Source organism: Solirubrobacter pauli, assembly GCF_003633755.1.
GTDB lineage: Bacteria > Actinomycetota > Thermoleophilia > Solirubrobacterales > Solirubrobacteraceae > Solirubrobacter > Solirubrobacter pauli.
This window is the reverse complement of record NZ_RBIL01000002.1, coordinates 1,257,666-1,279,747: the sequence shown is the minus strand read 5'-3', so window position 1 is coordinate 1,279,747 and position 22,082 is coordinate 1,257,666. Positions and strand designations below refer to the sequence as shown.

Sequence of the window (22,082 nt, the reverse complement as noted above, 5' to 3'; positions counted from 1 at the left end):
GCCGGACTTCGTAATTCATGGAAACCCGGTCGGGTTTCGAATACTCTACGCATATGGCCTTCCCGATGCACCGTCTCCTCGAGCTCCGCACCCCCTCAGCTCGCGTCGTGGTGCCCGGGCCGGTCGAGCCTGCGCTCGTCTCCTACTACCTCGAGCTGATCGGGGTGGGCGCCGGAGACCGGGTCGGCATCGTCTCAGGCGGCGATGTCGGGCCTACGCCCGCGGTCGTCTCCCTCAACGACCTGCGGGCTGCGCGGGTGCCGCTCGCCGACGAGGACGCGCGGCCCGCCGCCACCGTGCGCGTCCGCGTCCGCGACGACCACTCCGTGCAGGTGCTCTCCGCCCACGACCGCCTGCCGGACGGCGGCACGCGCCTCTCCTCCGGCTCCGGGTACGTCGACGAGCTCTACCGCTACGGCGCCCGCACCGGCGCACGCCTCGCGGCCGACGGCCGGCGGGGCTCGTTCGCCGTCGACTTCGCGCTCGACGACGAGGGCCACGCCACCGCGCTGGGCGCCAGCACCGCGCCCGAGGAGCACGCGCACGCGACGCTGCTGGCGCTGCGCGCGAACGCGTTCCGGGCCGGGTTCGCGGTGGGCGTCGACGAGGACTGGCGGCAGGTCGTGGCCACGCTGCGGGAGACCGGGACGGCGTACAACCCGATCGCCCGCGCGGGCGTCGTCGCCTACGGCCTCGAGACGCTCGCGGACACGGGCGAGCTGCACCTGGTCGCGCTCGGCAACGCGCGCACCGAGGCCGAGCAGTGCTTCTACGCGGCGCTGACCGCGCTCGGCGCCGTGAGCGCCGAGACGACTGCGGGGTCGGCGAGGTACGCGTCGAAGGAGCGCGGCGCGTGGCCGGTCACGCGCTCGACGTCCCGCGTGACCCCGGCGGTCGCGCTCGCCCGCAGCGCGTCGGCGAGCACGCCGAGCATCGCCGCGTAGTCGGCGGGCACGCCGCCGGCCTCGAGCCCGGCGATCCAGTCGGCGCGCGGGAGGTCGTCGTGGCGGATCGCGCGGCCGGTCGCCGTCGAGAGCCGCTCCGCCACCTGCGTGAGCGACAGCGCCTCCGGACCGGTGAGCTCGTACTCGGCGCCCGCGTGCGCGTCGGGGTCCAGCAGCGTCGCGACCGCGACCTCGGCGATGTCGTCGGCGTGGATGAACGCCTCGCGACCGTCGCCGACCGGCATCTGGATCACGCCCTCGGCGACGATCGCGGGCGCGAAGAAGTACTCGTCGAAGTCCTGCATGAACCAGCCGGGCCGCAGGATCGAGTGCGTGAGCGCCGTACGGCGGCCGAGCTCGAGCTCGACGGCGCGGTGCGCGGCCTCCGGCGGGGCGTGGTCGACGCCGCGCGCGCTCAGGAACGTGACGTGGCGGACGCCCGCGGCCTCGGCCCGGTCGAGGAACGCGAGCGCACGCGGCACATAGCCGAGGTCCAGCGCCGGCGGGACGAGGTAGACGACGTCGACGCCCGACAGCGCCGCGTCGTACGTGCCGGCGTCGTCCCAGTCGAACCGCACGTCGGCCCCGTTGCGGGACGCGGTCCGGACGGTGGCGCCGGCGGACCGGAGGCGCGGCGCGATGCGGCGACCGGTCTTGCCGGTGCCGCCGAGGATCAGGATCGTGCTCATGCTGTGCATTGCATCGCGCCTCGACGTCCGGATCCATGCTGGAAAGTCGCGTTCGCATATGCGATCGTCTCTCGCGATGGACGTGTTGACGGATCTGCTCGAGCGCGCCCGCGCCCGGGGTGCCGCGTTCTCCCACTCGACGGTGAACGGGCCGTTCGGGCTCGCCTTCCCGTCGGTGCCGGGGCTGGCCGTGCACGCGATCGTCGCGGGTGAGCTGCAGCTCTGGCTCGACGATCGCGAGGAGGCGCTGCGGTTGATCGGCGGCGACATCGTCCTCGTCCGCGGCGGGCTCGACCACCACCTCGCCACCCACGCGGGCGCCGCCTGCGGCTCGCTCGCCGACTTCATGGCCACCTCGCGGGTCTCCGACCGCCGCTTCGTCAGCGGCGCGGGCGGCGACCCGTCGGTGTTCTTCTGCGGCGCCTACCTCTTCGAGGGCGACATCTGCTCCGAGCTCCTGAGCCTGCTGCCGGACACGATCCGCCTGCGCCCGGCGGCCGGCAGCGCGCTGCGCACGACGCTGGACCTGCTCGCGCGCGAGATGGAGGCCGACCTCCCGGGCCAGCAGACGCTGCTCGACCGGCTGCTGGACATCGCGCTCGTGCAGATGTTGCGCGAGCACTTCATGACCGCCGAAGACACGCCGGGGTGGTACCGCGCCTCCGGCGACCCGCAGCTCGGGCCCGTGCTCCGGGCCGTGCACGCGGATCCGGCGCGGCCGTGGACGGTCGAGTCGATGGCCGCCGAGGCGGCGCTGTCGCGGGCGGCGTTCGCGCGCCGCTTCACCGCGGCCCTCGGCGTGGCGCCGCTGGCGTACGTGACGGACTGGCGGATGGCGCTGGCCCGTGAGCAGCTGCGCGACTCCGGGGACCAGATCGCCGCGGTCGCGACGGCGCTCGGCTACGCGTCCGAGTTCAGCTTCGCCGCCGCCTTCAAACGCCACCACGGCGTCGCGCCCGGTCGTTGGCGAGCGGCGGCCGCCAACTACGGTTCGTAGTCTCAGCGAACGTTCACGAACCATTCACGTTCCGCCTGTGCGAGGAGATCAGTTTCCCTGCGCATGGACTCGACTCGCCGCTCCTTCATCCGGGGCATCGCCTCCGCGGGCGCTTCGACGGTCGCCGCGGTGGCCTTGGAACGCACCGGCTACCTCGACACCGCGACGGCCCTCGCCAACACCGCCGAGCCGAGCGACTTCTCCGCGTTCCGCGCGATCGCCGCCTCCTCCGCCGACGCCTTCGAGGTGCCCGAGGGCTACGCCGCGAAGGTGATCATCGGCTACGGCGACCAGTTCGCCAACGAGGACGGCACCGTCCTCACCTACGGGTTCAACAACGACTTCCTGGCGTACTTCCCGCTGAATGGGTCCGACGAGGGCCTGCTGTTCATCAACCACGAGTACCCGGCGCCGTTCTTCCAGCACGGCGTGACCGCGGCGGCGAGCAAGACCGCGGCGCAGGTGGCGCTCGAGCAGGAGTCGGTCGGCAACTCGATCCTCCACGTCAAGCGCGGCGCCGACGGCGCCTGGGCGGTCGTGTCCCCCTCGCGGTACAACCGCCGGATCACGGGCGCCGGCCCGGTCCACCGGTTCACCGGCCCGCTCGCCGACAACCCCGCGTACCCCGGCATCGGCGAGACCGCCGCCGGGTCCCTCGCGAACTGCTCGGGCGGCATCACGCCCTGGGGCACGGCGTTGAGCTGCGAGGAGAACTACCAGGACTACATCGGCTACGGCTGGACCGCCGCGCGCACCGGCACGCCGGACTACATCAACGGCAACGGCAGCGACGCCACCACCCAGCCCGCCAAGTACGGCTGGGTCGTCGAGCACGACCCGTACGACCCGAGCTTCGTCGGCCGCAAGCACACCGCGCCGGGCCGCTTCCGGCACGAGAACACCGCGTTCCGCGCGCTCGCGAACAAGCCGTTCGTGCTCTACATGGGCGACGACATCGCCAACGGCGGCGTCTACAAGTTCGTCTCCGAGCTGCCGTACCGTCCCGGCCGGCGTGAGGAGAACCTGCGGATCCTGTCCAGCGGCAAGCTCTACATCGCCCACTGGGACCCGCAGAGCCGGCGCACGTTCGACGCGCCCGGCGGCACCCTCACCAGCCCGACGAGCGGCACGGGCTACTGGCGGGAAGTGGCCGAGTCCGAGCTCGTCGACACCAACGCGCGGATCGCCGCCAACGTCGGCGCGGCCGAGTTCCAGCTCCACTACGCCACCAACCGTCCCGAGGACGTCGAGGTCGACGAGGACGGCACGGTCTACGTCGCGCTGACCAACAACAGCACCGCGAACGACACCCACGGCTCGATCCGCCGTCTGCGCGAGGCGGCCAACGACCCGACGTCGGTCGGACAGAGCGCGCAGTTCACCTGGGAGGACTACGCACCGGGCGGCCCGTCCGGTCGCGCCGACGAGGGCGAGCAGGGCTTCTCCTCCCCCGACAACCTCGTGTTCGACAAGGCCGGGAACCTGTGGGTGGTCACGGACATCTCGTCCAGCGTCCTCAACAACCCGGCCAACCCGAACGCCTACCACCGCAACAACGCGGTGTTCATGCTCCCGCGGTCGGGCCCGAACGCGGGCGTCGCCTTCCGCTTCGCGAACATGCCCGTCGAGGCCGAGGCGACGGGCCCGTACTTCACGCCGGACGAGCAGACCCTGTTCATCAACGTCCAGCACCCCGGCGAGGAGACGCCGAACAAGGGCGGCGTCTACGGCAACCCGCAGACGTACACGTCCTACTGGCCCAAGGGCAGCAAGACGACCGGCCAGAACCCGAGCGCCCCGATCCCGTCCCTGGTCGCCATCACCAAGCTACCGGACGTCGAGCCCGACCCGGACGGCGACGGCGGCACCCCGCCGCCCAGCAACGTCATCCCGGCGCCGCCGACGGGCACGCCCGCACCCGGCAAGGACGGGACACCCGCACGCCTGTCCTTCGTCTCGGCCGCACGCCAGAACCTCGCCTCGCTGACCGGCGGCGGCCTGGACTTCAAGCTCCGGATCGACGAGCCGGCGACCCTGACCGTGACCCTCTACGGCCAGCTCACGACCCGCACGGGCCGCCGCGGCAAGCCCCGCCGGCTCGCCCGCGTCACCCAGCGCGTGAACGTCTCCGGCGACGTCACCGTCCGCCTGCGCCCGGCGGCCACCCTGCGCGTCCTGCTGCGCCGCGAGCGCGTCGTCCCGGCCACGCTCGCGGTCACCGCGACCGACGCCGCCGGCAACAAGGCAACCCGCACCAAGCGGCTGAGCTTCCGCCGCTCGTAGCCGCATTCGTCCGCGTGCGAACCTCGAGGGTGCCTGGCACCCTCGAGGTGGCGCGGCGCCGCTGTCTCACCGTGTTGACGGCACCTGACCCCGGGCACACGGGCCGTATGTTCAGGATCCGTCGTGGCTGCATCGTGCCCCTCGTCCTCGGCGTCGCGCTCGTCCCGGGTGCCGACGCCGCACACGCGCAGAAAGCCAAGCGGCGCGGCGGAGCGGTGCGCGAGGCGTGGCCCGCGAACGCTGAGCGCAAGGCGCCCAGCACGCCGCTCGTGCGCTGGCTCGCGCGCCAGGTCGGGCCGACGACCACCGCGGCGAAGCGCAAGACCCGCAAGGCGAACGTCGCCTTCGCCGCGCAGAGCGCGGGCGGGAACCCGCTGCTGCTGATCCGCTCGTTCGACATCCCGACGAGCGACGCCGCGTACGGGCGGCTCGCGGACGCGAGCTACACGTACGACAACGCGCTGGCGACGTTCGCGTTCCTGAGCGTCGCCGCGAAGTCGCAGGCCGAGCAGCTGCTCGACCAGCTGAAGGCGCTGCAGCGCACCGACGGGTCGATCGAGTACGCGTTCAACGTCAAGACCGGCACGAGCGCCGCGCAGGTCCGCGCCGGCGCGCTGGCGTGGGTCGGGTACGCGGCGCTCGCGTACAAGAAGGTCTACGACTCGACGAAGTACGACACGGTGATCGCGGGCGTCGCCCGATACCTGCTGACGCTGCGCAACGCCGCCGGCCTGATCAAGGGCGGCCCGGACGTCAGCTGGGTCTCGACGCAGCACAACCTGCTCGCGGCCGGCTTCCTGCGTGACCTGGCCGCCAAGCTCGGCACGCGCGGGACGCTCGGCACCGGCCTGTCCTACACCGAGGTCAACAACGCGGCGAACACCCTCGGCAACGCCATCCTCGCCAACCTGATCGTGCAGGAGGGACCGCTCGCCTACTTCCGCCAGGGCGTCGGCGACCCGAAGATCCCCGCCGACGTGCAGGCGCTCGGCGCGATGTACCTGCAGGACCGCGGCGACGGGCGCGCCGCGCAGGTCGCCGCCTACCTACAGCAGCGCTTCTACGTCGCGCCGCGCAGCGTGCCCGGCATCGGCATCCTGTCCGGCTTCCGCCCGTACTCCGGGACCGGCGCCCCGGACGTGATCTGGTCCGAAGGCACGATCCAGGCGTCGCTCGCGCTCGACCGCACCAGCCTGCTCGGCCTGAGCGCCGTCGCCGCCAACACGGCGGCCACGCAGATCGCGGCCACGTTCCGGTCCAGCACCGGGCCGGTCGGCGCGGATCGTGACTCCAGCTCCGAGGAGTGGGGCGAGTACCACACGTGGGGCACCTCGGCCGCCGGGTCCTGGCTCCTGATCCGCGCCGCGGCGCGTCAGCTGCTCTTCGACAGCTGATCCGACGGCGCGGTCTGGAAGCCGCGCCGTTGCATGTCGCCCCAGGACTTCTTGCCCCGCAGGAGGTCCCAGAAGGCCACGCCGCGCCAGAGATCCGTGAGCTGCCGGTAGCCCAGGTTCTCGATCGCGGCGTAGGCCGACATGCGCAGGATCTCGCGCCCGCGCGGGTGCCGGCGGAACGAGAACTCCTCCAGCGCGAGCGCGGAGATCGACAGCAGCTGGCCGAGCATCACGGCGAACACGAAGAACGCCAGCACGAACGGCCACGACAGCAGCCCGATCGCCCACGAGATCGGCAGCACGAGGTAGCCGAGCAGCGCGAGCGGCGGCCCGAGCAGCTCGAACACGATGAAGTACGGCATCGCCAGCATCCCGAGCGCGCCGTACTTCGGGTTCAGCGTCATCCGCTTGTGCCGCCACAGCGTCTCGAACAGCCCGCGCTGCCAGCGCCGGCGCTGACGCGAGAGGACCTTGAGCGTCTCCGGCGCCTCCGTCCAGCACACGGGGTCGGGCACGAACTGCACCCGGTAGTCCTGGCCGCTCTCGCGCATGTGCCGGTGCATGCGCACCACGAGCTCCATGTCCTCGCCGACCGTCGTGTGGTCCCAGCCCCCGACGGCCTCGACCGTCGACCGCCGGAACAGGCCGAACGCGCCGGAGATGATCAGCAGCGCGTGCAGCTGGCTCCACCCCACGCGGCCGACGAGGAACGCGCGGAAGTACTCGACCACCTGCAGCGTCGCCAGCCGATTCTTCGGCAACCGGACCTCGGTGACGCGGCCGTCCTCGACCGTGCAGCCGTTCGCGATCCGGACGATGCCGCCGGTCGCGACGACGAGGTCCGGATCGTCGAGCAGCGGCTTGGCGACGCGCAGCAGCGCCTCGGGCTCGATGATCGCGTCCGCGTCGACGGCGCACACGTACGGGTAGCGGGCGGCGTCGACGCCCGCGTTGAGCGCGTCGGCCTTGCCGCCGTTCTCCTTGTCGACCACCAGCAGCTCCTGGTGGCGCGGCGCCCGGTAGGTGCCGAGGATCGGCGCGTGCGCGACGGTCCCGCGCAGCGCGCGCGGCGCCTCGACCAGGTCGAACGCGTCCTGCAGCTGCTGCATCGTCGAGTCCTTGGAGCCGTCGTTGATGACGATCACCTCGAACTCCGGGTAGCGCAGCTGCAGCAGCGCGTTGACGCTCTGCACGATGCCCGCTTCCTCGTTGTAGCCGGGCAGCAGGATCGAGATCGGCGGCGTCAGCGGAGACGCCAGCGCCTCGTCGATCGCCGCGTACTCGAGCGAGTGCAGGTAGGTCGTGATGCTCCGCCACGCGAGCGCGGTGAAGGCGATGTAGATGACGTTCAGGACGGCGAAGTAGCTGATGACGATGACGCCGAAGACCTCGATGATCTCGCGCATCGCCTACGCCGGCTCCAGCTCGGCCAGCGCGGCCGCCTCGGCGAGGTGCGCGCTGGCCTGCTCGCCGCCGCCCAACCGCATCGCGCGGATCGGGTCGATCGCGGCGAGCGCCTGCGCCGCGGCTTGCGCGGGGTCGTACTCGTCCTCGGCGGCCTGCCGGGCGAGCGCGTCGAACGCGTCACGGTCGCCGATCCGCCCGAGCGCGTGGGCGGCGGCGGTGCGGACGAACGGCGCCGGGTCCTCGAGCGCCGCGCGCAGCCCCGCCGCGGCGCGCTGCGTGCCGATCCGGCCCTGCGCCCGCGCGGCGGCGGCGCGGACCTCGGCGAGCTCGCGCCACCGGCTCGCGGCGATCGCGTGGTCCTCGCGCAGCGCCGCGTCCAGCCGCTCGGCGTCGCTGGCATCGCCGGTGAACCCGAGCAGCTCGATCGCGTTCGCGCGCACCCCGGGCTCCTCGGAGTCGAGCAGCGAGCGCAGGTTCGGCGCGGCCTTCGCGCCCATGGCCAGCAGCGCCCCGCCGGCGATCGCCCGCGGCACCTCGCTGCCCGCCAGCGACCCTACGAGGCGCGGCACGGCCGCCTCCGCCTCGAGCATCCCGAGGCTGCGCGCCGCCGCCGACCGCACGTCGCGCGAGCGGTCGTCCAGCGCGCGGATCAACGGTTCTACGGCGGTCTCCGAGCCCATGTCGCCGAGCGCGAACGCCGCGGCCGCACGACGTGACGCGCGCCGCGCGCGGAGGCGACCGAGCTCGGTCTGAACGTCCCCGCGTTCCTCGAAGAACGCCGCGATCCGCTCCCGCGGCTCGCCGCGCAGCTTGCGCGCGTAGCGGCCGAGGATGGCGGCGAGCGCCCGTGCCTCGGCCGCGCCCAGGTTCGGGAGCTCAGGCTCCTCGCCGTCGACGAGCTCCAGCGCAAGTGGGCGCAGCTCCGCTTCGAGCTTGGCGCGCCGGCGTTCCCGGCGGCTGAGGGCGATGCGGCGGAAGATCAGCACGAACGTCGTCAGCAGCGCCAGCAGCGAGAGCGCGGCGCCGAACAGCTGGAGGAGCGCGATCACCTGACGCTCGAACGTCTCGCGAGGATCGCCTGCACGCGCGAGCGCAGCTCTTGTGGGCTGAACGGCTTGCGTAGGTAGTCGTCAGCACCGGCCTCGAACCCGCGGCTCACGTCCGCCTCCTGGACCCGCGCGGTCAGCAGGATCACCGGGATCTGGGCCGTCGCCGCGTCCGCCCGCAGCTGGCGCGTGACCTCGTAGCCGTTGAGGCCGGGCATCATCACGTCCAGCACCGCCAGGTCGGGCTGGTGCTCACGGGCCGCCGCCAGCGCCTGCGGCCCGTCGGCCGCGGTCACCACCGTGTAGCCGGCGCGCTGGAGGCGGAACGAGACGAGCTGGAGGATGTCCTCGTCGTCGTCGGCCACCAGCACCGTGCGCGGATCATCGCTCATCGCGTCACCTCGTGGATCGGAATGGGGAGCTCCACCGTGAAAGTCGTACCCGTTCCGGGCGCGCTGCGAAGGCTGACCTCGCCGCCGTGCCCGTGCGCGATCGCGCGGACGATCGAGAGCCCCAGGCCGATGCCCTGCACCTCGCCGTCGGTCGCGCTGCGGGCTCGATAGAAGCGCTCGAACAACCGGTCCTGCTCATCCTCAGGAATGCCTATGCCCGTATCGGTCACCGTGATCACGGCCGCGCCGTCGCGGCGCTTGGCGGTGACCGTGACCTTGCCGCCCGCCGGCGTGAACTTGATCGCGTTGATCACGAGATTGTCGACCACCTGGGACAGCCGGTCGGCGTCGCCGTCGAGGGCGAGCAGGGGGTCGGTGTCCGCGACGAGCTCGACGCCGGCCTGATCGGCGCGCGGGCGCGCGGCCTCGACGGCCTCGAGCACGATCGTCTCCAGGTTGACGCCGGACCGCTCGAGGCTGAGCGTGCCGGCCTCGACCTGGGCGACGAACAGCAGGTCGCCGACGAGCCGCTGCAGGCGGCGGGCGTTGCGCTCGATGATGCTCAGGAACTGCCGCTGGTCCTCCGCCACCTCGCCGACCTCCTCCTCGAGGATCAGCTCGAGGTAGCCGATGATCGACGTCAGCGGGGTGCGCAGCTCGTGCGAGACGAGCGCGAAGAACTCGTTCTTGAGCCGCTCCGCCTCGGCCCGGGCGCGCCGGCGCTCGAGCACCTCGGTGACGAGCTTGCCGATCGAGGCCAGCGCCTCCTCGAGGTCGGGGTCGACCGCCACACGGCGCCGCTGCCAGAACTCGAACGCGCCGAACCCGGTCGGCCCGGCCGACAACGGGATCCTGATCGACACGGGCAGCGCGTCGCCCTCGAGACCGGGGTCGCGCCACTCCACCGCGCGGCGGAAGCCGCTGTCGGCCATGGGATCGGGCAGCCAGTGCACGGCGACCGGCCAGTGCAGCGTGCGTCCGAGCGCCTCGAGGATCCGCGGGACCACGTCCTCCTCGCTGCCAGTCTCGGCCAGCGCCTGGCTGACCGCCCGCTGCGCCTCCCGCGCGCGTTCGTGGGCGACGCGCTCGCCGATGTCGCGCACGAACCCGTTCACCTGCCACGTGTCGCCAACCCGCAGCGGCGAGACCGACACCTCGATGGTCATCCGGCGGCCGTCGCGGTGCAGCGCCGGGATCTCGAAGCGACGCGTCTCCGTGCCCCCGTCGAGCAGCGCGGCGTGCTGCGCGCGGTAGCCGGCGCGCCAGCGCTCCGGGACCAGCAGCTCGTCGACGAGCCGGCCGCGCGCCTCCCACTCCGCGTAGCCGAACAGCGCCTCGGCCTGCGGCGTCCAGGCGGTGATCCGGCGGTCGGCGTCCACGGCGACGAACGCGTCGTGCGCGGTCTCCAGCACCGCGCGGTTGACGTCCGCCGCGTGCCGCGCCGACTCGAGCGCGAGCGCGTTCGAGAGCGCGACCCCGGCGGCGTCGGCCATCCGCTGCAGCGCCGCGAGGTCCTTGGAGATCGGATCGAGCAGGGTGACCGCGCCGAGCGGGCGGCCCAGGCTCGCGAGCGGCAGCAGCAGGTGCCGCTCGAGGTGGAGCTCGACCGCTTCCGGCGTCAACCGCTCGGGCAGCGCCGCGGGGTCCAGCGCGTTGGTCTCCTGCAACCGGAGCCCACGCTCGGGCGTGACCGGGTCGGCGACGTAGAGCGCACCGCCGCGCGCGCCCGCCGCCGCCCGCAGCTTGCTCAGCAGCAGCGGCGCGAGGCGGTCGAGCTCGACCTCGGACGAGAACGCGGAGACGACGTCGTGGAACGTCTGGATGCGTGCCTGCTCGACCTCGAGCTCCTCGACGGTCGCGGCCAGCTCGCCGCCCTGGGCCTCGAGCTCGGCGTTGTGCACCTCCAGCTCCTCGCGCGCCGTGGCGAGCGACTGCGCCATCGCGTTGAACGCGCGGCTGAGGTCCGCGATCTCGCCCTCTCCGCGCTCCTCCACGCGCACCTCCAGGTCGCCCTCGCTCACCCGCCGGGCCGCGCGGGAGAGGCGCTGAAGCGGACGCGAGACGCGTGTCGCGCTCGCGTACACGACCCCCGCGAGCAGCAGCGGAATGCCCAGCAGCCCCAGCGTGGCGAGCGTGATCGCACGCGACGTGACCGCGTCCAGGTGCTCGCGCTCGGCACGCGAGACCTGCTCCTCGCGACGGACCAGGTCGCGGACCAGCACACGCATGGCGTCCACCTGGCGCCGGCCGGCGCCCGTGCCGATCATCCGCACCGCGTCCGCCGGATCGCGCTCGGCCCGTACCCGCTGATCGCGCTGCCAGCTCAGATAAGCGTTGCTGCGCTCGACGAGCGCTCGGGCCGTCCCCGCCTGCCGGGCGTCGCCCGCCGTCGCGGCGAGCAGCTCGCGCTGCGCGGCCGGCAGGGCGGCGATCGCGTGCTCGTGCGGACGCAGGAACGCGGGGTCCTGCGTCACGACGTAGCCCCGCAGGCCCGTCTCGAGGTCGACGATGAGCGCGAGCGTGCGGTCGGCGGCCGTCGTGCGCTCATTGGACACCTGCAGGCTGTCGGAGGCGTCCCGCGCGTCGTTGACCAGTGACAGGACGACCGCGAACATCGCCGCGCAGAGGAGGAAGACGATGCCTCCCACCAAGAGAAGCCGAGCGGTGAGTCCGCGGGTCACTGTGAAGAAGGTTGCCGATGTAAGCGCGGTCAAAACCGCGCAGGAGCGCCTACTTTCGCACCTTGACCGTCATCGTCATCTCCTCGTGCAGCGTGCAGACGATCTTGTAGGTGCCCGGAACGGTCAGCTTGCGCTTGAACTCGTAGTCCGTCGCCGCCCCTTCGGAGTGGAACTTCTTCACGCCCTTGGGGCCGCTCTTGAGCTTGACGTCGTGCACGTCCCCGGCCTCCTCGAAGCCCGGCCAGCGCCACGTCACCGTCGTCCCCTTGGCCACGGTGACGCGTTTGGGCGAGTAGTAGTTGTCGCCGAGCGTGATCGTCTTCTTCGTCGCGCCGTCCACGCCCGGCGTCGCGGCCAGGACCGCGACGCCGACCGCGGCGGCGATGCTGCGCTTGATCACTTGAAGACCTCGAGGGGCGTGTAGCCGCTCATCGGGGGATGCGGATGCTTGACCCAGCCGTTCAGGGCGCCCGGGCCGGTCCACGCGAGCATCGCGTTGCGCACGTCGGCGCTGAACGCGTTGGTGCCGCCGCAGCCCGCGAACGTCGAGCCGTCGGCCGGGAACGTGGACGTCATGCCGCTGAAGCAGTTGTTGGTGCCGCTGCCGTCGTAGACGACGTCGCGGCCGTTGACGTCCGTGCCGTTCAGTCCCCAATGGTTGCCGGAGATGACGTTGTTGCGCAGGACACGGGCCTCGGCCGGGCCCTTCTCCAGCAGGATGCTCTCGACGGCGACGACGCCCGCCAGGTAGTTGCCGAAGATCCGGTTGTTCTCGATCCGGTTGCCGCGACCGCCGAGCAGGATGACCCCGGTGCCGACCGGCGCCAGCGCGGGCACGCCCGAGTCACGCTTGGGGAACGGCGGGGTGCCCTCGTGGAAGTTGAAGTTGTTCCAGAAGATGTCGTTGTCGATGATCACGTTGTCCTCGGCGGGCGGGAACTTCTCGCTGTCGAGGGCGTTGGGCGCGATCCCGAGGGCGTTGTTGAAGAACTTCGACTTCGTGATCGTCACGTAGCGCATGTTCGTCGCGCTGAAGCCGAGCGGGCTCCCCCAGCCCTTGACGTTGCGGACCATCGTCCGCACGGGCGAGGTCTGCGGCGGCGTCTGGCCGATGTAGAACGCGCCGTCGTTGACGTAGTAGGCCTCGGAGTTGAGGATCTCGCCGCCGATCGTGTTGAAGGCGTAGAGGCCGTAAACGCCCGTCTGGCGCGCGATCAGGTGGTTCATCGAGTAGCCGTGGAGGTTCGTGAAGAAGAACCCGTTGGCCTTGTAGCCGCGGGCCATGAAGCCCTCGACCGTGACTTCGTCGGCCTGGTTGACGGCGACGGCGTTCTGCATGTTCCCGCGCGCGAGCAGCAGCACCTTGTCCGGGCTCTTGGGGTTGCCGATCAGCTTCAGGTAGCGCTTCTTGGAGCCGGTGATCCGCACCGCCTCGCGGTAGGTGCCGTTGCGGACCCGGATCGTGTCGCCGGCCTTGGCCTTGTCGACCGCCTTCTGGATGGTGGTGAAGTCGCACTTGCGCTTCTGCTTGCAGACGGTGTGCGTCTTGAAGGGACCCTTGGGCTTGGCGGCGACCGGCCCGGGCTCGCTCGGCTCCGGGTAGGTCTGGGCGCCCGCGACGGCGGGTGTGAGCAGCACGGCGGCAACGGCGGCGGCAAAGATGCGGTGCATCTGAGCTCCTCTCATTCGACGAGGTACCAGCCCGCCATGCCGACGTCCTGATGCGAGAAGACGTGGCAGTGGTAGAGCCAGCGGCCGGGGTTGTCCTCGGTGAAGCGAGCGCGGACGCACTCGTTCGCCCCGAAGCCCGGGTTGTCGGTGAAGGCCCCCGCCGCGTCCTTCCAGCGGTGGCCATGGATGTGGAACGTGTGGAAGTTCGAGTCCTGGCCGAAGACGTTGACCTCGACGTCCTCGCCCGGCCGGGCGGTCAGCGTCGGCGTGTTGCCCGCGTACGCGCGGCCGTTGAAGCAGTGGAAGTTGCGCTCCAGGCGCGTGACCGGCGGCGCGAGCTGGTGCGCGAACAGGTTGTGCACCCGGTCGGGGTGCTTCTCGCCCTTGGCGCGGACGATGATCGCTCCGAACAGGCCGCGGAACGAGTTGAGCGTGTGGTTGGGCCCGTGGTCGTGGTACGGCCACGCGCCGACCGAGTCCGGCGTGCACTCCCACTGGTAGGTGAAGCTCTCGCCGGGCGCGACGAAGCCGCCGTCGCGGGTGAACTCCCCCATGTAGGCGCCGTCGTACTCCGGGTTGTACTTGACGCCGTGCGGGTGCATCGTGACGGGCTGGTCGAGCTTGGTGTCCGCGTTGCGGAAGTGCACGACGAGCACGTCGCCGACCTCGGCCGTGAGCATCGGCCCAGGGATCGTCGGGTGGTCGACCAGGTAGTCCGCGAAGCCGGCGGTCATCGCGCGGTAGACGAACGCGGTGAACACGTTGCGCCCGCCGGTCGCGCGGCCGTGCCACTCGTCCTTGCCGGTCGGCGTGATCGCCCAGCGCGCCGTCTCGGCCTGGATCCAGTACTCGCGCCGGATGCCTCCGGGCTGCGGCTGGATCTGGGGCAGGTTCTGCTTGAGCGACGCGCCGAGCGGGCGCTTCACGCGCGCCGCGGCGCGGTCGGCCTTGGCGAGCCCGTCGGGCGCCGAGACGTCGATCTCCTCGCCGCCGATCGTGCACAGCAGCGCCACTCCGCCGGCGATCCCGAAGAACGACCGCCGCGTACTTTGTGCCGTTTCGCGCATGGACCGCGCGGAATCTAGTACGGGCGTACTCCCCGCGCAAGTACGAACGTACCGGTACTGTTGGGCGCGATGCCCGCCACCCGTGCCGAGGCCTCACAGCGCGTGCGCGATTCGATCGTCGAGGCGACGGTGCGGATCGTCGCGCGCGAGGGCGTCGCCGCCGTCACGCACCGCGGGGTCGCCGCCGAGGCGGGCGTGTCGCTCAGCTCCACCACCTGGCACTACGCGACCAAGGGCGACATCCTCGAGGCCGCCCTGCACTGGTGCGCCGACCACGAGGTCTCGCGGATCGCCGCCATCGCCGACCGGGTCGGCACGTTCGACGTGACCGCCTGGGCGGACGAGCTCACCGACTGGCTGCTCGAGCAGCTCGGTCCCGAGCGCGAGGCGACCATCGCGCTCTACCGGCTGCAGGCCGAGCTGCTCGGCTCGCCCGGTGCGCTGGCCGTGCACCGCCAGTGGGGACGCGGCCTGCGGGCGCTGGGCGACCAGGTCCTGGGCGGCGCCTCCGAGGTCGACGTGCGGCTGATCATCTCCGCGCTCGACGGCCTGCGCATGAGCGCCCTCGCGTCCGGCGAGGTCGAGCCGGACCGGCTGCGCACGGCGGTGCGTCGTCAGCTCCAGGCACTGCTCGCCTAAGCTGCACCGCGGATGAGAGCGTATGCCGTCGTGGCCCTGATGCTGCTCGCGGGGCCGGCGCCGGCGCTCGCGTCCGTGGACCTGAAGACCGTCCCGCCGGTCGGCGTGATCGGCAGCGACAGCGCGTCCGTCGCGGTCGTCGGTGACGTCAACGGCGACGGTCGCCCCGACGTGGGCTCGAGCCTGCAGAGCGACCTGACCGATCCGCACTCGACGAGCCTCTCGGAGGTCGCCGTGGTGGCGTTCGCGGGTGGCCCGGCGGACCCGTCGCGGCCGGGCTTCGCGGGTTGGCGGATCACCCACCTCGACGAGCCGCAGCTGCCTGACAGCCCCGGCTTCGCCGGGGGCGGCGACATCACCGGCGTCGGTGACTTCAACGGCGACGGGCTCGCCGACGTCGCGGTCGGCGCGGCGGGCACGGCGGCCAACGGCCGGCAGGACTCGGGCAGCGTCTACGTCGTGCTCGGCCGGGCGACCTCGGGCACGATCGACCTGCGCAGCGACGCGGGCGTGATCCGGATCGACGGACCCGCGCGCGACGCCGGGATCGGCCGCGTCCTCGCCCCCGCGGGCGACGTGGACGGCGATGGCCTCCCGGACCTGGTGATCGGCGGCGCGGACGGGGACGCCGTGGTCGTCCGCGGCGGCCAGGCGGCGGGCACCGTGATCGACCTCGCGCGGCCGCCCGCGGACGCGACGATCCCGATCCGCGGACTGCAGGACCGCACGCCGGCGCGGGGCCGCGACGACTTGGAGCCGCAGGAGCCGGCGCGCTTCGTCGGCGTGGGCGACGTCGACCGGGACGGCCGCGGCGAGCTGCTCGCCGGCGTCCCGGCGCGGGACTCGCTGGCCGGTGTCGGGCGAGGCTTCGTGCTGCGCGGGGTCGCGGCCGGCGGGACGATCGACGCCGGTGCGGCCCTCGCGCGGCTCGTCGCGCCGAAGTTCCAGAGCGGCTTCGGCGGCGCGGTCGCGGCGGTGCCCGACAGCGACGGTGACGGCCGGCCGGAATGGCTGGTCGGCTCGGCCGCGCCCGACGGGACGTTCGCGGTCGGCGATGACGGCGAGCTGCTGCTCGGCGGCGCGGTCATGGTCTTCTCCACCGCGCGCGGCACGATCAGGACGGGTGAGCCCGATCAACCGCTGGTGCGGGTCGACACGCGCGGGTTCGGCGACCGAGCCGGGCACTCGGTCGCGGGGGTTCCGGACCAGACCGGGGACGGGGTGCCTGACCTGCTGATCGGCCTCCCCCAGGCCAGCCCGCGCTGCCGCGCCGCCGCCGGAGCGGTCGCGCTCGTGCCCGGCCGGCGCACGCCGGGAACGGTGCGCATGACGCGGACCACGCCGCGCCTCGACGGCGCCGTCACCGGCGGCCGGCTCGGCCGGACGCTGGCGCTCGCCCCGAGCGAGCTGCTGGTGGCCACGGTGCCGTTCGAGCGCTCCGCGCGGCTCCGCCTGTGGCGCGTCGGATTCGAGGCCTTCGCAACGCCTTCGCGGGCCCTGCCCGCGGCTGACGACTGCCTGAAGGTGACGGTGCGCCGCCGCACGCGTGCCCAGCTGCTGCGCGACCCGGTGCTGGACGTGCGCGTGCGCTCGAACGCGGGCGACGGCCGCCGGCACGAGGTGGTCCTGGAGCTGGTCGCGCTCGGCGACCGCGACGGCTACGAGGAGCGTGAGCGCGTGCTTCGCCTGCCGGGCGCCGCCACACGACGGGCGCGGATCCGCCTCCCGCGCAAGGTGCTCGCCATCCTGCGCGAGCACCCCGAGGTGACGATCGGGGTCACGGCCGAGCAGCGCGTCGGGACGGGCATCCGCCGCAGCCGCGGCGCGTTCGGCGCGGGCGTGCTGCGGCTGCGCCGGTAGCTCAGGTGCCCTGCAGGTAGCGGTTGCAGTCCGACGGCCGGCCGCCTTCGAAGCCGAGCAGCCACGCTGCGCGGCGCTCCTCGGGCGTGCCGTGGTGCTGGGCGTTGTTGGTGTCGAAGTCCCCGACGGCGAGCGCGGTGCCGATCGCCTCCTCGACGTCCCCCGGCTTCAGCAGGCCCTTTCGGTACACGGAGTTGCCCCACGTTCCGGCGAGGCAGTCGGCCTGCAGCTCCAGCGGACGCACGGTCGCGCCCTGGAACTGGTCGAAGATGCCGAACTCGTGCTGGAGGTTGTGCGCGTATTCGTGGGCGAGCACGTACGCGACGCCGAAGTCGCCCGCCGCGCGACCGGTGCCGGGAAGCCCGCGCAGGACGCCGTCGTAGAGCTCGGCCGCGAACCGCTGCGAGACGTAGATCGTGTCGTCGGCGCTGCAGTAGAACGCCGCGCGGTCGCCCGCCGGCCCGCACGCGGTGCTCGCCTGACGGCCGGCCGGGACCCAGAAGTAGAACACGGAGGGCTCGGGCAGCTCGTTGGCCCGCAGCGTCTCGGTCCAGTACGCGTCGACGTTGCCGATCAGCTGCGTGAGGAACGCGTCCATGTCCTGCTCGCGCCGGCGGACCTCCGGGCTGGTCTCGCGCGCCTCGGGGATCGAGCGCTCGATCTCCGCGAGGATCTCCTGGAACCGCTCGCGCAGCTCCTTGCCCTTCTCGCGGGCCTGCGTCTCCAGGGCGGTGACGCGGTCGCGGAGGCGGTCGGTGTCCTCGGAGCCGCACCCGCCGACGGCGAGCGCGACGGCCATGACGAGCAGCAAGCGGCGCACGAGCGCGAGCCTACCCACCGATCCGCGCTAGTCTGCGCGCCGATCTGAGCCAGGTCGTTGACAACGGCGAGCCGGACTTCCGCGCGATCTTCGAGCAGTCGCCGGCCCCGCTGCTCGTGCTCGACCCCGCGCTGCGGATCGTCGCCGTCACGCAGGCGTACCTGGACGCGACGATGACGAGCCGCGAAGCGCTCGTCGGCCGCCTGCTGTTCGACGCGTTCCCGGACAACCCGGACGACGCCGGCGCGACCGGCGAGGACAACCTCGGCGCCTCCCTGCGGCGCGTCCTCGAGCTGCGCCGGCCGGACACGATGGCGGTGCAGAAGTACGACATCCGCCGCCCCGACGGGACGTTCGAGGCGCGCTACTGGGAGCCGGTCAACTCCCCCGTGCTCGGGCCGGACGGCGAGCTGGCGTACATCGTGCACCGGGTCGAGGACGTGTCGGCGCTGGTGGCGGCCAACGAGGCGCTGCGCAAGGCGAGCACCGCCAAGGACGAGTTCCTCTCCCGCATGAGCCACGAGCTGCGCACGCCGCTGACCGCGGTGAGCGGGTTCAGCGAGCTGCTGACGCTGACCGACCTCCCGGAGCAGCCGCGCGAGTGGGCGGGGCTGATCCGCTCGGCCTCGCAGCACCTCGGGCGGTTGATCGACGACGTGCTCGACATCTCGCGGATCGCCGCCGGGCGGATGTCGATGTCGCTCGAGCCCGTCGCCCTCGGCCCGCTGCTGCATGACGTGCTCGAGCTCCTGCGCCCGCTGGCCGCGCGCCACGACGTCACGCTCGCGCCGGTCACGTCGCCGGCCGGGCACGGCTACGCCTTCGCCGACAGCCGCCGGCTCAAGCAGGTGATGATCAACCTGGTCGTCAACGCCATCAAGTACAACCGCCGTGGCGGCACGGTGACGATCGCGATCGGCCCGGGCGCCGTGACGGACGAGCTCGTGCGGATCGAGGTCACGGACACCGGCCACGGGCTCTCCGAGGCGGCGCAGGCCAAGCTGTTCGTCCCGTTCGAGCGCCTGGACGCGGCCGACTCGGGCATCGACGGCGTGGGGCTGGGGCTGGCCCTCTCGCGCAACCTCGTGGAGGCGATGCGCGGCACGATCGGCGTCAGGAGCGCGGTCGGCACCGGGAGCACGTTCTGGATCGAGCTCGAGCGCGGGGACGCGGTCACGGTCGCCCACGACGACGGCGGCCCGCGTGCGGCGCTGGCCGTGCGCACGTACGGCGGTCTGCGGCGGGTGCTCTACGTCGAGGACACGCTCGCGAACATCCGCCTGATCGAGGCGATCCTGCAGGCGCGGCCGGACGTCGAGCTGCTGCCCGCGATGCAGGGCCGGCTCGGCCTCGAGCTCGCGCGCGAGCACGCGCCGGACCTGATCCTGCTGGACATCCACCTGCCCGACCTGGACGGCGACGAGGTGCTCGCGCGCCTCAAGGACGACCCGTACACGCTGGACATCCCGGTCGTGATCCTCAGCGCCGACGCCACCGACGTCCAGACGAAGCGGCTGCTCGCGGCGGGCGCCGCCGCGTACCTGACGAAGCCGATCGAGGTCAGCCGGCTGCTCGAGACGTTGGACCGGCATCTGGTCGAGCCGCTCAGCCCGCACGTCAGAACCGGATCCTGATCCATCAAGCCCCTCCGCGGGGCTGCCGATCTGAGCAGCAGTGCCCGTGCGCATCGCCGCCTACGTCGTCGTCTACCTCGCCGCGGTCGCGCTCGGCCGGGCGACGCGCCTCGACGGCACGCAGCTCGCGCTCGTCTGGCCCGCGGCCGGCGTCGCCTTCCTCTGGCTCGCTGACGGCTGGTCGGCGCCCCGTGTACGGCGGCTGAACCTCGTCCTGCTCTTCGGCGCGACGGTCGCGGGCAACCTGCTGACCGGCGCGGTGCTCTCCCTGTCGCTGTGCTTCGGCGTCGCCAACCTGGTGCTGGCCTACGGCTCCTGCGCGGCGTTCGCGCGGCTGCGGCCCGACGGCTGGTCGATGACGCGCCCGGAGGACGTGCGCGCGCTGCTGGCGGCGGCGGTGGCCGGCTCGGTGCTCAGCGCGGCGTTCGGCCCGGTGGCGGTGTGGCTGCTCACCGACGAGCGCTGGCCCGTGGCCCCGCTGTCGTGGATCCTGCGCAACGCCACGAGCACGATCGTCGTCGCGGGCGTCGGCCTGCGGCTGTGGGACGAGGCGCGCCGCCGCGACTGGCGCGTCGAGCGCGGCCTGGAGTTCCTGCTCGTGACCCTGCTGGCGGGTGCCGTCTACGTGGTCCTGTTCGGCCTGACGACCGGCATGCCGCTCGCCTTCCTCGTCGTGCCGCTGAGCGTCTGGGTCGCGCTGCGCTACCCCACGACGCTCGCCGCGCTGCACGGGCTGTTCATCGGCGCGCTGCTGATCGGGCTCACGATGGGCGGCCACGGCCCGTTCGCCCACCAGGCGCCGCAGGTGCGCGTCATGCTCGCGCAGGCGTTCATCGGCGTGGTCGCGTCGCTGACGCTGGTCCTGGCCCTGCACCGCGACACGCGCGAGGCGCTCGAGCGCGAGCTGGCCTTCGCCCGCGACGCGGCGCTCGAGGGCTCCAAGCTCAAGTCGAGCTTCCTGGCCAACATGAGCCACGAGATCCGCACGCCGATGAACGGCGTGATCGGCATGACCGAGCTGCTCCTGGACACCGACCTCGACGCTCGCCAGCGCGGGTTCGCCGAGCAGGTGCGCGGGTCGGCCGCCGCGCTGCTCACGATCATCGACGACATCCTCGACGTCTCCAAGATCGAAGCGGGCAAGCTCGAGCTCGACCGCGTGGCCTTCTCGCTGCGCGACGCGCTGGACGACGTGCGCGCGCTGCTGGCGCTCGACGCCGAGTCCAAGGGCGTCGTGCTCGCCGTGCGCGTCGACGCCGACGTGCCCGCGGTCGTCAGCGGCGATCCCGTCCGCGTCCGCCAGGTGCTCACCAACCTCGTCGGCAACGCGGTCAAGTTCACGGCGCACGGCCGCGTCGACGTCACCGCCACCCGCGGGGCGGGTGAGACGGTCGTCGTGCGCGTGGCCGATACCGGCGTCGGCATCGCCGCCGACGTGCTCCCGAAGCTGTTCGACCCGTTCGCCCAGGCCGACGCCACCACCACGCGCCGGTACGGCGGCACGGGCCTCGGCCTCGCCATCTCGCGCGAGCTGGCCGAGCTGATGGGTGGCGTGCTCACCGCCTCCAGCGTGCCGGGCACGGGCTCCGAGTTCGTCCTGACCGTGCCGCTCCCGGCCGCCGAGGGCGCGACCGAGGTCGGCGTGGCGCGGACCACCCCCGCCGTGCTGGACGCGGAGCTGCCGGTCCTCGTCGCCGAGGACAACCCGGTGAACCGGATCGTCGCCACCGAGATGCTGCGCAAGCGCGGGCTCGTCGTCGAGCACGCCCCCGACGGCCGCGCCGCCGTCGAGAAGGTCCTCGCGCGCCCGTACGCCGCCATCTTCATGGACTGCCAGATGCCCGAGCTCGACGGCTACGAGGCCACGCGCGAGCTGCGCCGCGCGGGCGTCGGCGTGCCGATCATCGCGATGACCGCCAACGCGATGAAGGGCGACCGCGAGCAGTGCCTCGCGGCCGGCATGGACGACTACCTCGCCAAGCCGCTCCACGCCTCCGACCTGGACGCGGCGCTGAGCCGCTGGGTCGGCGAGGTCCAACACGCCTCGGCGCCGGAGCCGTGGGTCGACCATGACGTGCTCGGCCAGCTCGGCGACCCGGTGATCGCGGGCACGATCGCCGACCTGTTCATCACCGACGCCGGCGCGCGCGTGGACGAGCTCGTGGGCGCGCTGGACGCAGGCGACCTCGCGGCCGCGCACAAGGTCGCGCACACCCTCGCGGGCAGCGCGGCGAGCGTCGGCGCGGTGCGGCTCGCGGCGCTGGCCCGCGAGCTCCAGCACGCGGACGCGATCGTGCCCGGCGCGGCCGAGGCGCTGCGCGCCGCGTTCGCGGCGACGGCGCCGGCACTCAGCGCGTAGCGGTCACAGCCGCAGGCGCGCGGACCGGTCCACGGTCAGGTAGTCCGCGCTCGCCATCAGCACGAACCGCAGCACCTCGCCCGCCTCGGTGACCACCACCGCCGCGCGTCCCCCGTCCTCCAACCGCTCGATCACCCCCTGCTCGGTCCCGCCGAGCCAGACGATGGTCACGTCCGCGCCTTCACGAGGGAGCGGCGGC

The 22,082-nt window shown here is 72.8% G+C and carries 17 protein-coding genes and 1 pseudogene; 8 read left to right on the top strand and 10 right to left on the bottom strand.

Annotated elements, in window-relative coordinates:
- Positions 1-17: 17 nt before the first annotated feature.
- Positions 18-752, top strand: a pseudogene (locus C8N24_RS34810) (peptide ligase PGM1-related protein); the annotation flags it as partial.
- A gap of 17 nt (positions 753-769) precedes the next feature.
- Here C8N24_RS34810 and C8N24_RS35160 read toward each other — a convergent pair.
- Entirely contained in the window at positions 770-1,633 is an 864-nt protein-coding gene (locus C8N24_RS35160; RefSeq protein WP_121255516.1) for an NmrA family NAD(P)-binding protein, read from the bottom strand.
- A 76-nt stretch (positions 1,634-1,709) separates the two neighbouring features.
- Between C8N24_RS35160 and C8N24_RS25695 the strand changes: the two genes are divergently transcribed.
- The 3 genes from C8N24_RS25695 (at position 1,710) to C8N24_RS25685 (ending at position 6,307) form a co-directional block, all read left to right on the top strand.
- Positions 1,710-2,630, top strand: a complete 921-nt coding sequence (locus C8N24_RS25695; RefSeq protein ID WP_170179416.1) for an AraC family transcriptional regulator — start codon at positions 1,710-1,712, stop codon at positions 2,628-2,630.
- Between the two features lie 63 nt (positions 2,631-2,693).
- A complete protein-coding gene (locus tag C8N24_RS25690; protein WP_121255512.1) occupies positions 2,694-4,913 on the top strand; it encodes a PhoX family protein in 2,220 nt (739 codons plus the stop codon).
- 134 nt (positions 4,914-5,047) lie between these two features.
- Positions 5,048-6,307, top strand: a complete 1,260-nt coding sequence (locus C8N24_RS25685) for a hypothetical protein (RefSeq protein ID WP_147447991.1) — start codon at positions 5,048-5,050, stop codon at positions 6,305-6,307.
- On the opposite strand, the gene C8N24_RS25680 is transcribed toward C8N24_RS25685, so the two are convergent.
- From C8N24_RS25680 to C8N24_RS25650, 7 genes are all read right to left on the bottom strand, one after another.
- Positions 6,286-7,713 carry a glycosyltransferase family 2 protein gene (locus C8N24_RS25680; protein WP_121255508.1) on the bottom strand — a complete coding sequence of 476 codons (1,428 nt, stop codon included), beginning with the start codon at positions 7,711-7,713 and terminating at the stop codon, positions 6,286-6,288. The genes C8N24_RS25685 and C8N24_RS25680 overlap by 22 nt on opposite strands.
- 3 nt (positions 7,714-7,716) lie before the next feature.
- Positions 7,717-8,763 carry a HEAT repeat domain-containing protein gene (locus C8N24_RS25675; protein ID WP_121255505.1) on the bottom strand — a complete coding sequence of 349 codons (1,047 nt, stop codon included), beginning with the start codon at positions 8,761-8,763 and terminating at the stop codon, positions 7,717-7,719.
- Positions 8,760-9,152 (bottom strand): response regulator transcription factor, encoded by a 393-nt coding sequence (locus C8N24_RS25670; RefSeq protein WP_121255503.1) that lies wholly within the window; start codon positions 9,150-9,152, stop codon positions 8,760-8,762. The genes C8N24_RS25675 and C8N24_RS25670 overlap by 4 nt, the downstream gene beginning before the upstream one ends.
- Entirely contained in the window at positions 9,149-11,800 is a 2,652-nt protein-coding gene (locus C8N24_RS25665) for an ATP-binding protein (RefSeq protein ID WP_147447990.1), read from the bottom strand. The genes C8N24_RS25670 and C8N24_RS25665 overlap by 4 nt, the downstream gene beginning before the upstream one ends.
- An 82-nt stretch (positions 11,801-11,882) precedes the next feature.
- Entirely contained in the window at positions 11,883-12,233 is a 351-nt protein-coding gene (locus tag C8N24_RS34335; RefSeq protein ID WP_170179415.1) for a cupredoxin domain-containing protein, read from the bottom strand.
- Positions 12,230-13,504: a right-handed parallel beta-helix repeat-containing protein gene (locus tag C8N24_RS25655; protein WP_170179414.1), complete on the bottom strand. Its 1,275-nt coding sequence runs from the start codon at positions 13,502-13,504 to the stop codon at positions 12,230-12,232. The genes C8N24_RS34335 and C8N24_RS25655 overlap by 4 nt, the downstream gene beginning before the upstream one ends.
- Positions 13,505-13,515: 11 nt before the next feature.
- Positions 13,516-14,571 (bottom strand): multicopper oxidase domain-containing protein, encoded by a 1,056-nt coding sequence (locus tag C8N24_RS25650; protein ID WP_147447989.1) that lies wholly within the window; start codon positions 14,569-14,571, stop codon positions 13,516-13,518.
- A gap of 69 nt (positions 14,572-14,640) precedes the next feature.
- Here C8N24_RS25650 and C8N24_RS25645 point away from each other — a divergent pair, with 69 nt between their 5' ends.
- Positions 14,641-15,210: a TetR/AcrR family transcriptional regulator gene (locus C8N24_RS25645; protein ID WP_147447988.1), complete on the top strand. Its 570-nt coding sequence runs from the start codon at positions 14,641-14,643 to the stop codon at positions 15,208-15,210.
- 12 nt (positions 15,211-15,222) lie between these two features.
- Positions 15,223-17,070, top strand: a complete 1,848-nt coding sequence (locus C8N24_RS25640; RefSeq protein ID WP_121255493.1) for an FG-GAP-like repeat-containing protein — start codon at positions 15,223-15,225, stop codon at positions 17,068-17,070.
- A gap of 1 nt (position 17,071) precedes the next feature.
- Here the strand turns inward: C8N24_RS25640 and C8N24_RS25635 are convergent, their stop codons facing one another.
- On the bottom strand, positions 17,072-17,890 hold the full coding sequence (locus C8N24_RS25635) for a neutral zinc metallopeptidase (RefSeq protein WP_121255491.1): 819 nt from the start codon (positions 17,888-17,890) through the stop codon (positions 17,072-17,074).
- Between the two features lie 20 nt (positions 17,891-17,910).
- On the opposite strand from C8N24_RS25635, the gene C8N24_RS25630 reads away from it, so the two are divergent.
- Positions 17,911-19,524, top strand: coding sequence for a hybrid sensor histidine kinase/response regulator (locus C8N24_RS25630; RefSeq protein ID WP_342794801.1), 1,614 nt, complete (start codon positions 17,911-17,913; stop codon positions 19,522-19,524).
- A 46-nt stretch (positions 19,525-19,570) separates the two neighbouring features.
- Positions 19,571-21,883, top strand: coding sequence for an ATP-binding protein (locus tag C8N24_RS25625; protein WP_170179413.1), 2,313 nt, complete (start codon positions 19,571-19,573; stop codon positions 21,881-21,883).
- A 3-nt stretch (positions 21,884-21,886) separates the two neighbouring features.
- Here C8N24_RS25625 and C8N24_RS34330 read toward each other — a convergent pair whose 3' ends face one another.
- Positions 21,887-22,054 carry a hypothetical protein gene (locus tag C8N24_RS34330; RefSeq protein WP_170179412.1) on the bottom strand — a complete coding sequence of 56 codons (168 nt, stop codon included), beginning with the start codon at positions 22,052-22,054 and terminating at the stop codon, positions 21,887-21,889.
- Positions 22,055-22,082 lie beyond the last annotated feature (28 nt).

Coding starts and splice junctions, on each gene's coding strand:
- C8N24_RS35160 (WP_121255516.1), bottom strand. CDS start 1,633: ATGAGCACGATCCTGATCCTCGGCGGCACCGGCAAGACCGGTCGCCGC.
- C8N24_RS25695 (WP_170179416.1), top strand. CDS start 1,710: ATGGACGTGTTGACGGATCTGCTCGAGCGCGCCCGCGCCCGGGGTGCC.
- C8N24_RS25690 (WP_121255512.1), top strand. CDS start 2,694: ATGGACTCGACTCGCCGCTCCTTCATCCGGGGCATCGCCTCCGCGGGC.
- C8N24_RS25680 (WP_121255508.1), bottom strand. CDS start 7,713: ATGCGCGAGATCATCGAGGTCTTCGGCGTCATCGTCATCAGCTACTTC.
- C8N24_RS25670 (WP_121255503.1), bottom strand. CDS start 9,152: ATGAGCGATGATCCGCGCACGGTGCTGGTGGCCGACGACGACGAGGAC.
- C8N24_RS25655 (WP_170179414.1), bottom strand. CDS start 13,504: ATGCACCGCATCTTTGCCGCCGCCGTTGCCGCCGTGCTGCTCACACCC.
- C8N24_RS25650 (WP_147447989.1), bottom strand. CDS start 14,571: ATGCGCGAAACGGCACAAAGTACGCGGCGGTCGTTCTTCGGGATCGCC.
- C8N24_RS25645 (WP_147447988.1), top strand. CDS start 14,641: ATGCCCGCCACCCGTGCCGAGGCCTCACAGCGCGTGCGCGATTCGATC.
- C8N24_RS25640 (WP_121255493.1), top strand. CDS start 15,223: ATGAGAGCGTATGCCGTCGTGGCCCTGATGCTGCTCGCGGGGCCGGCG.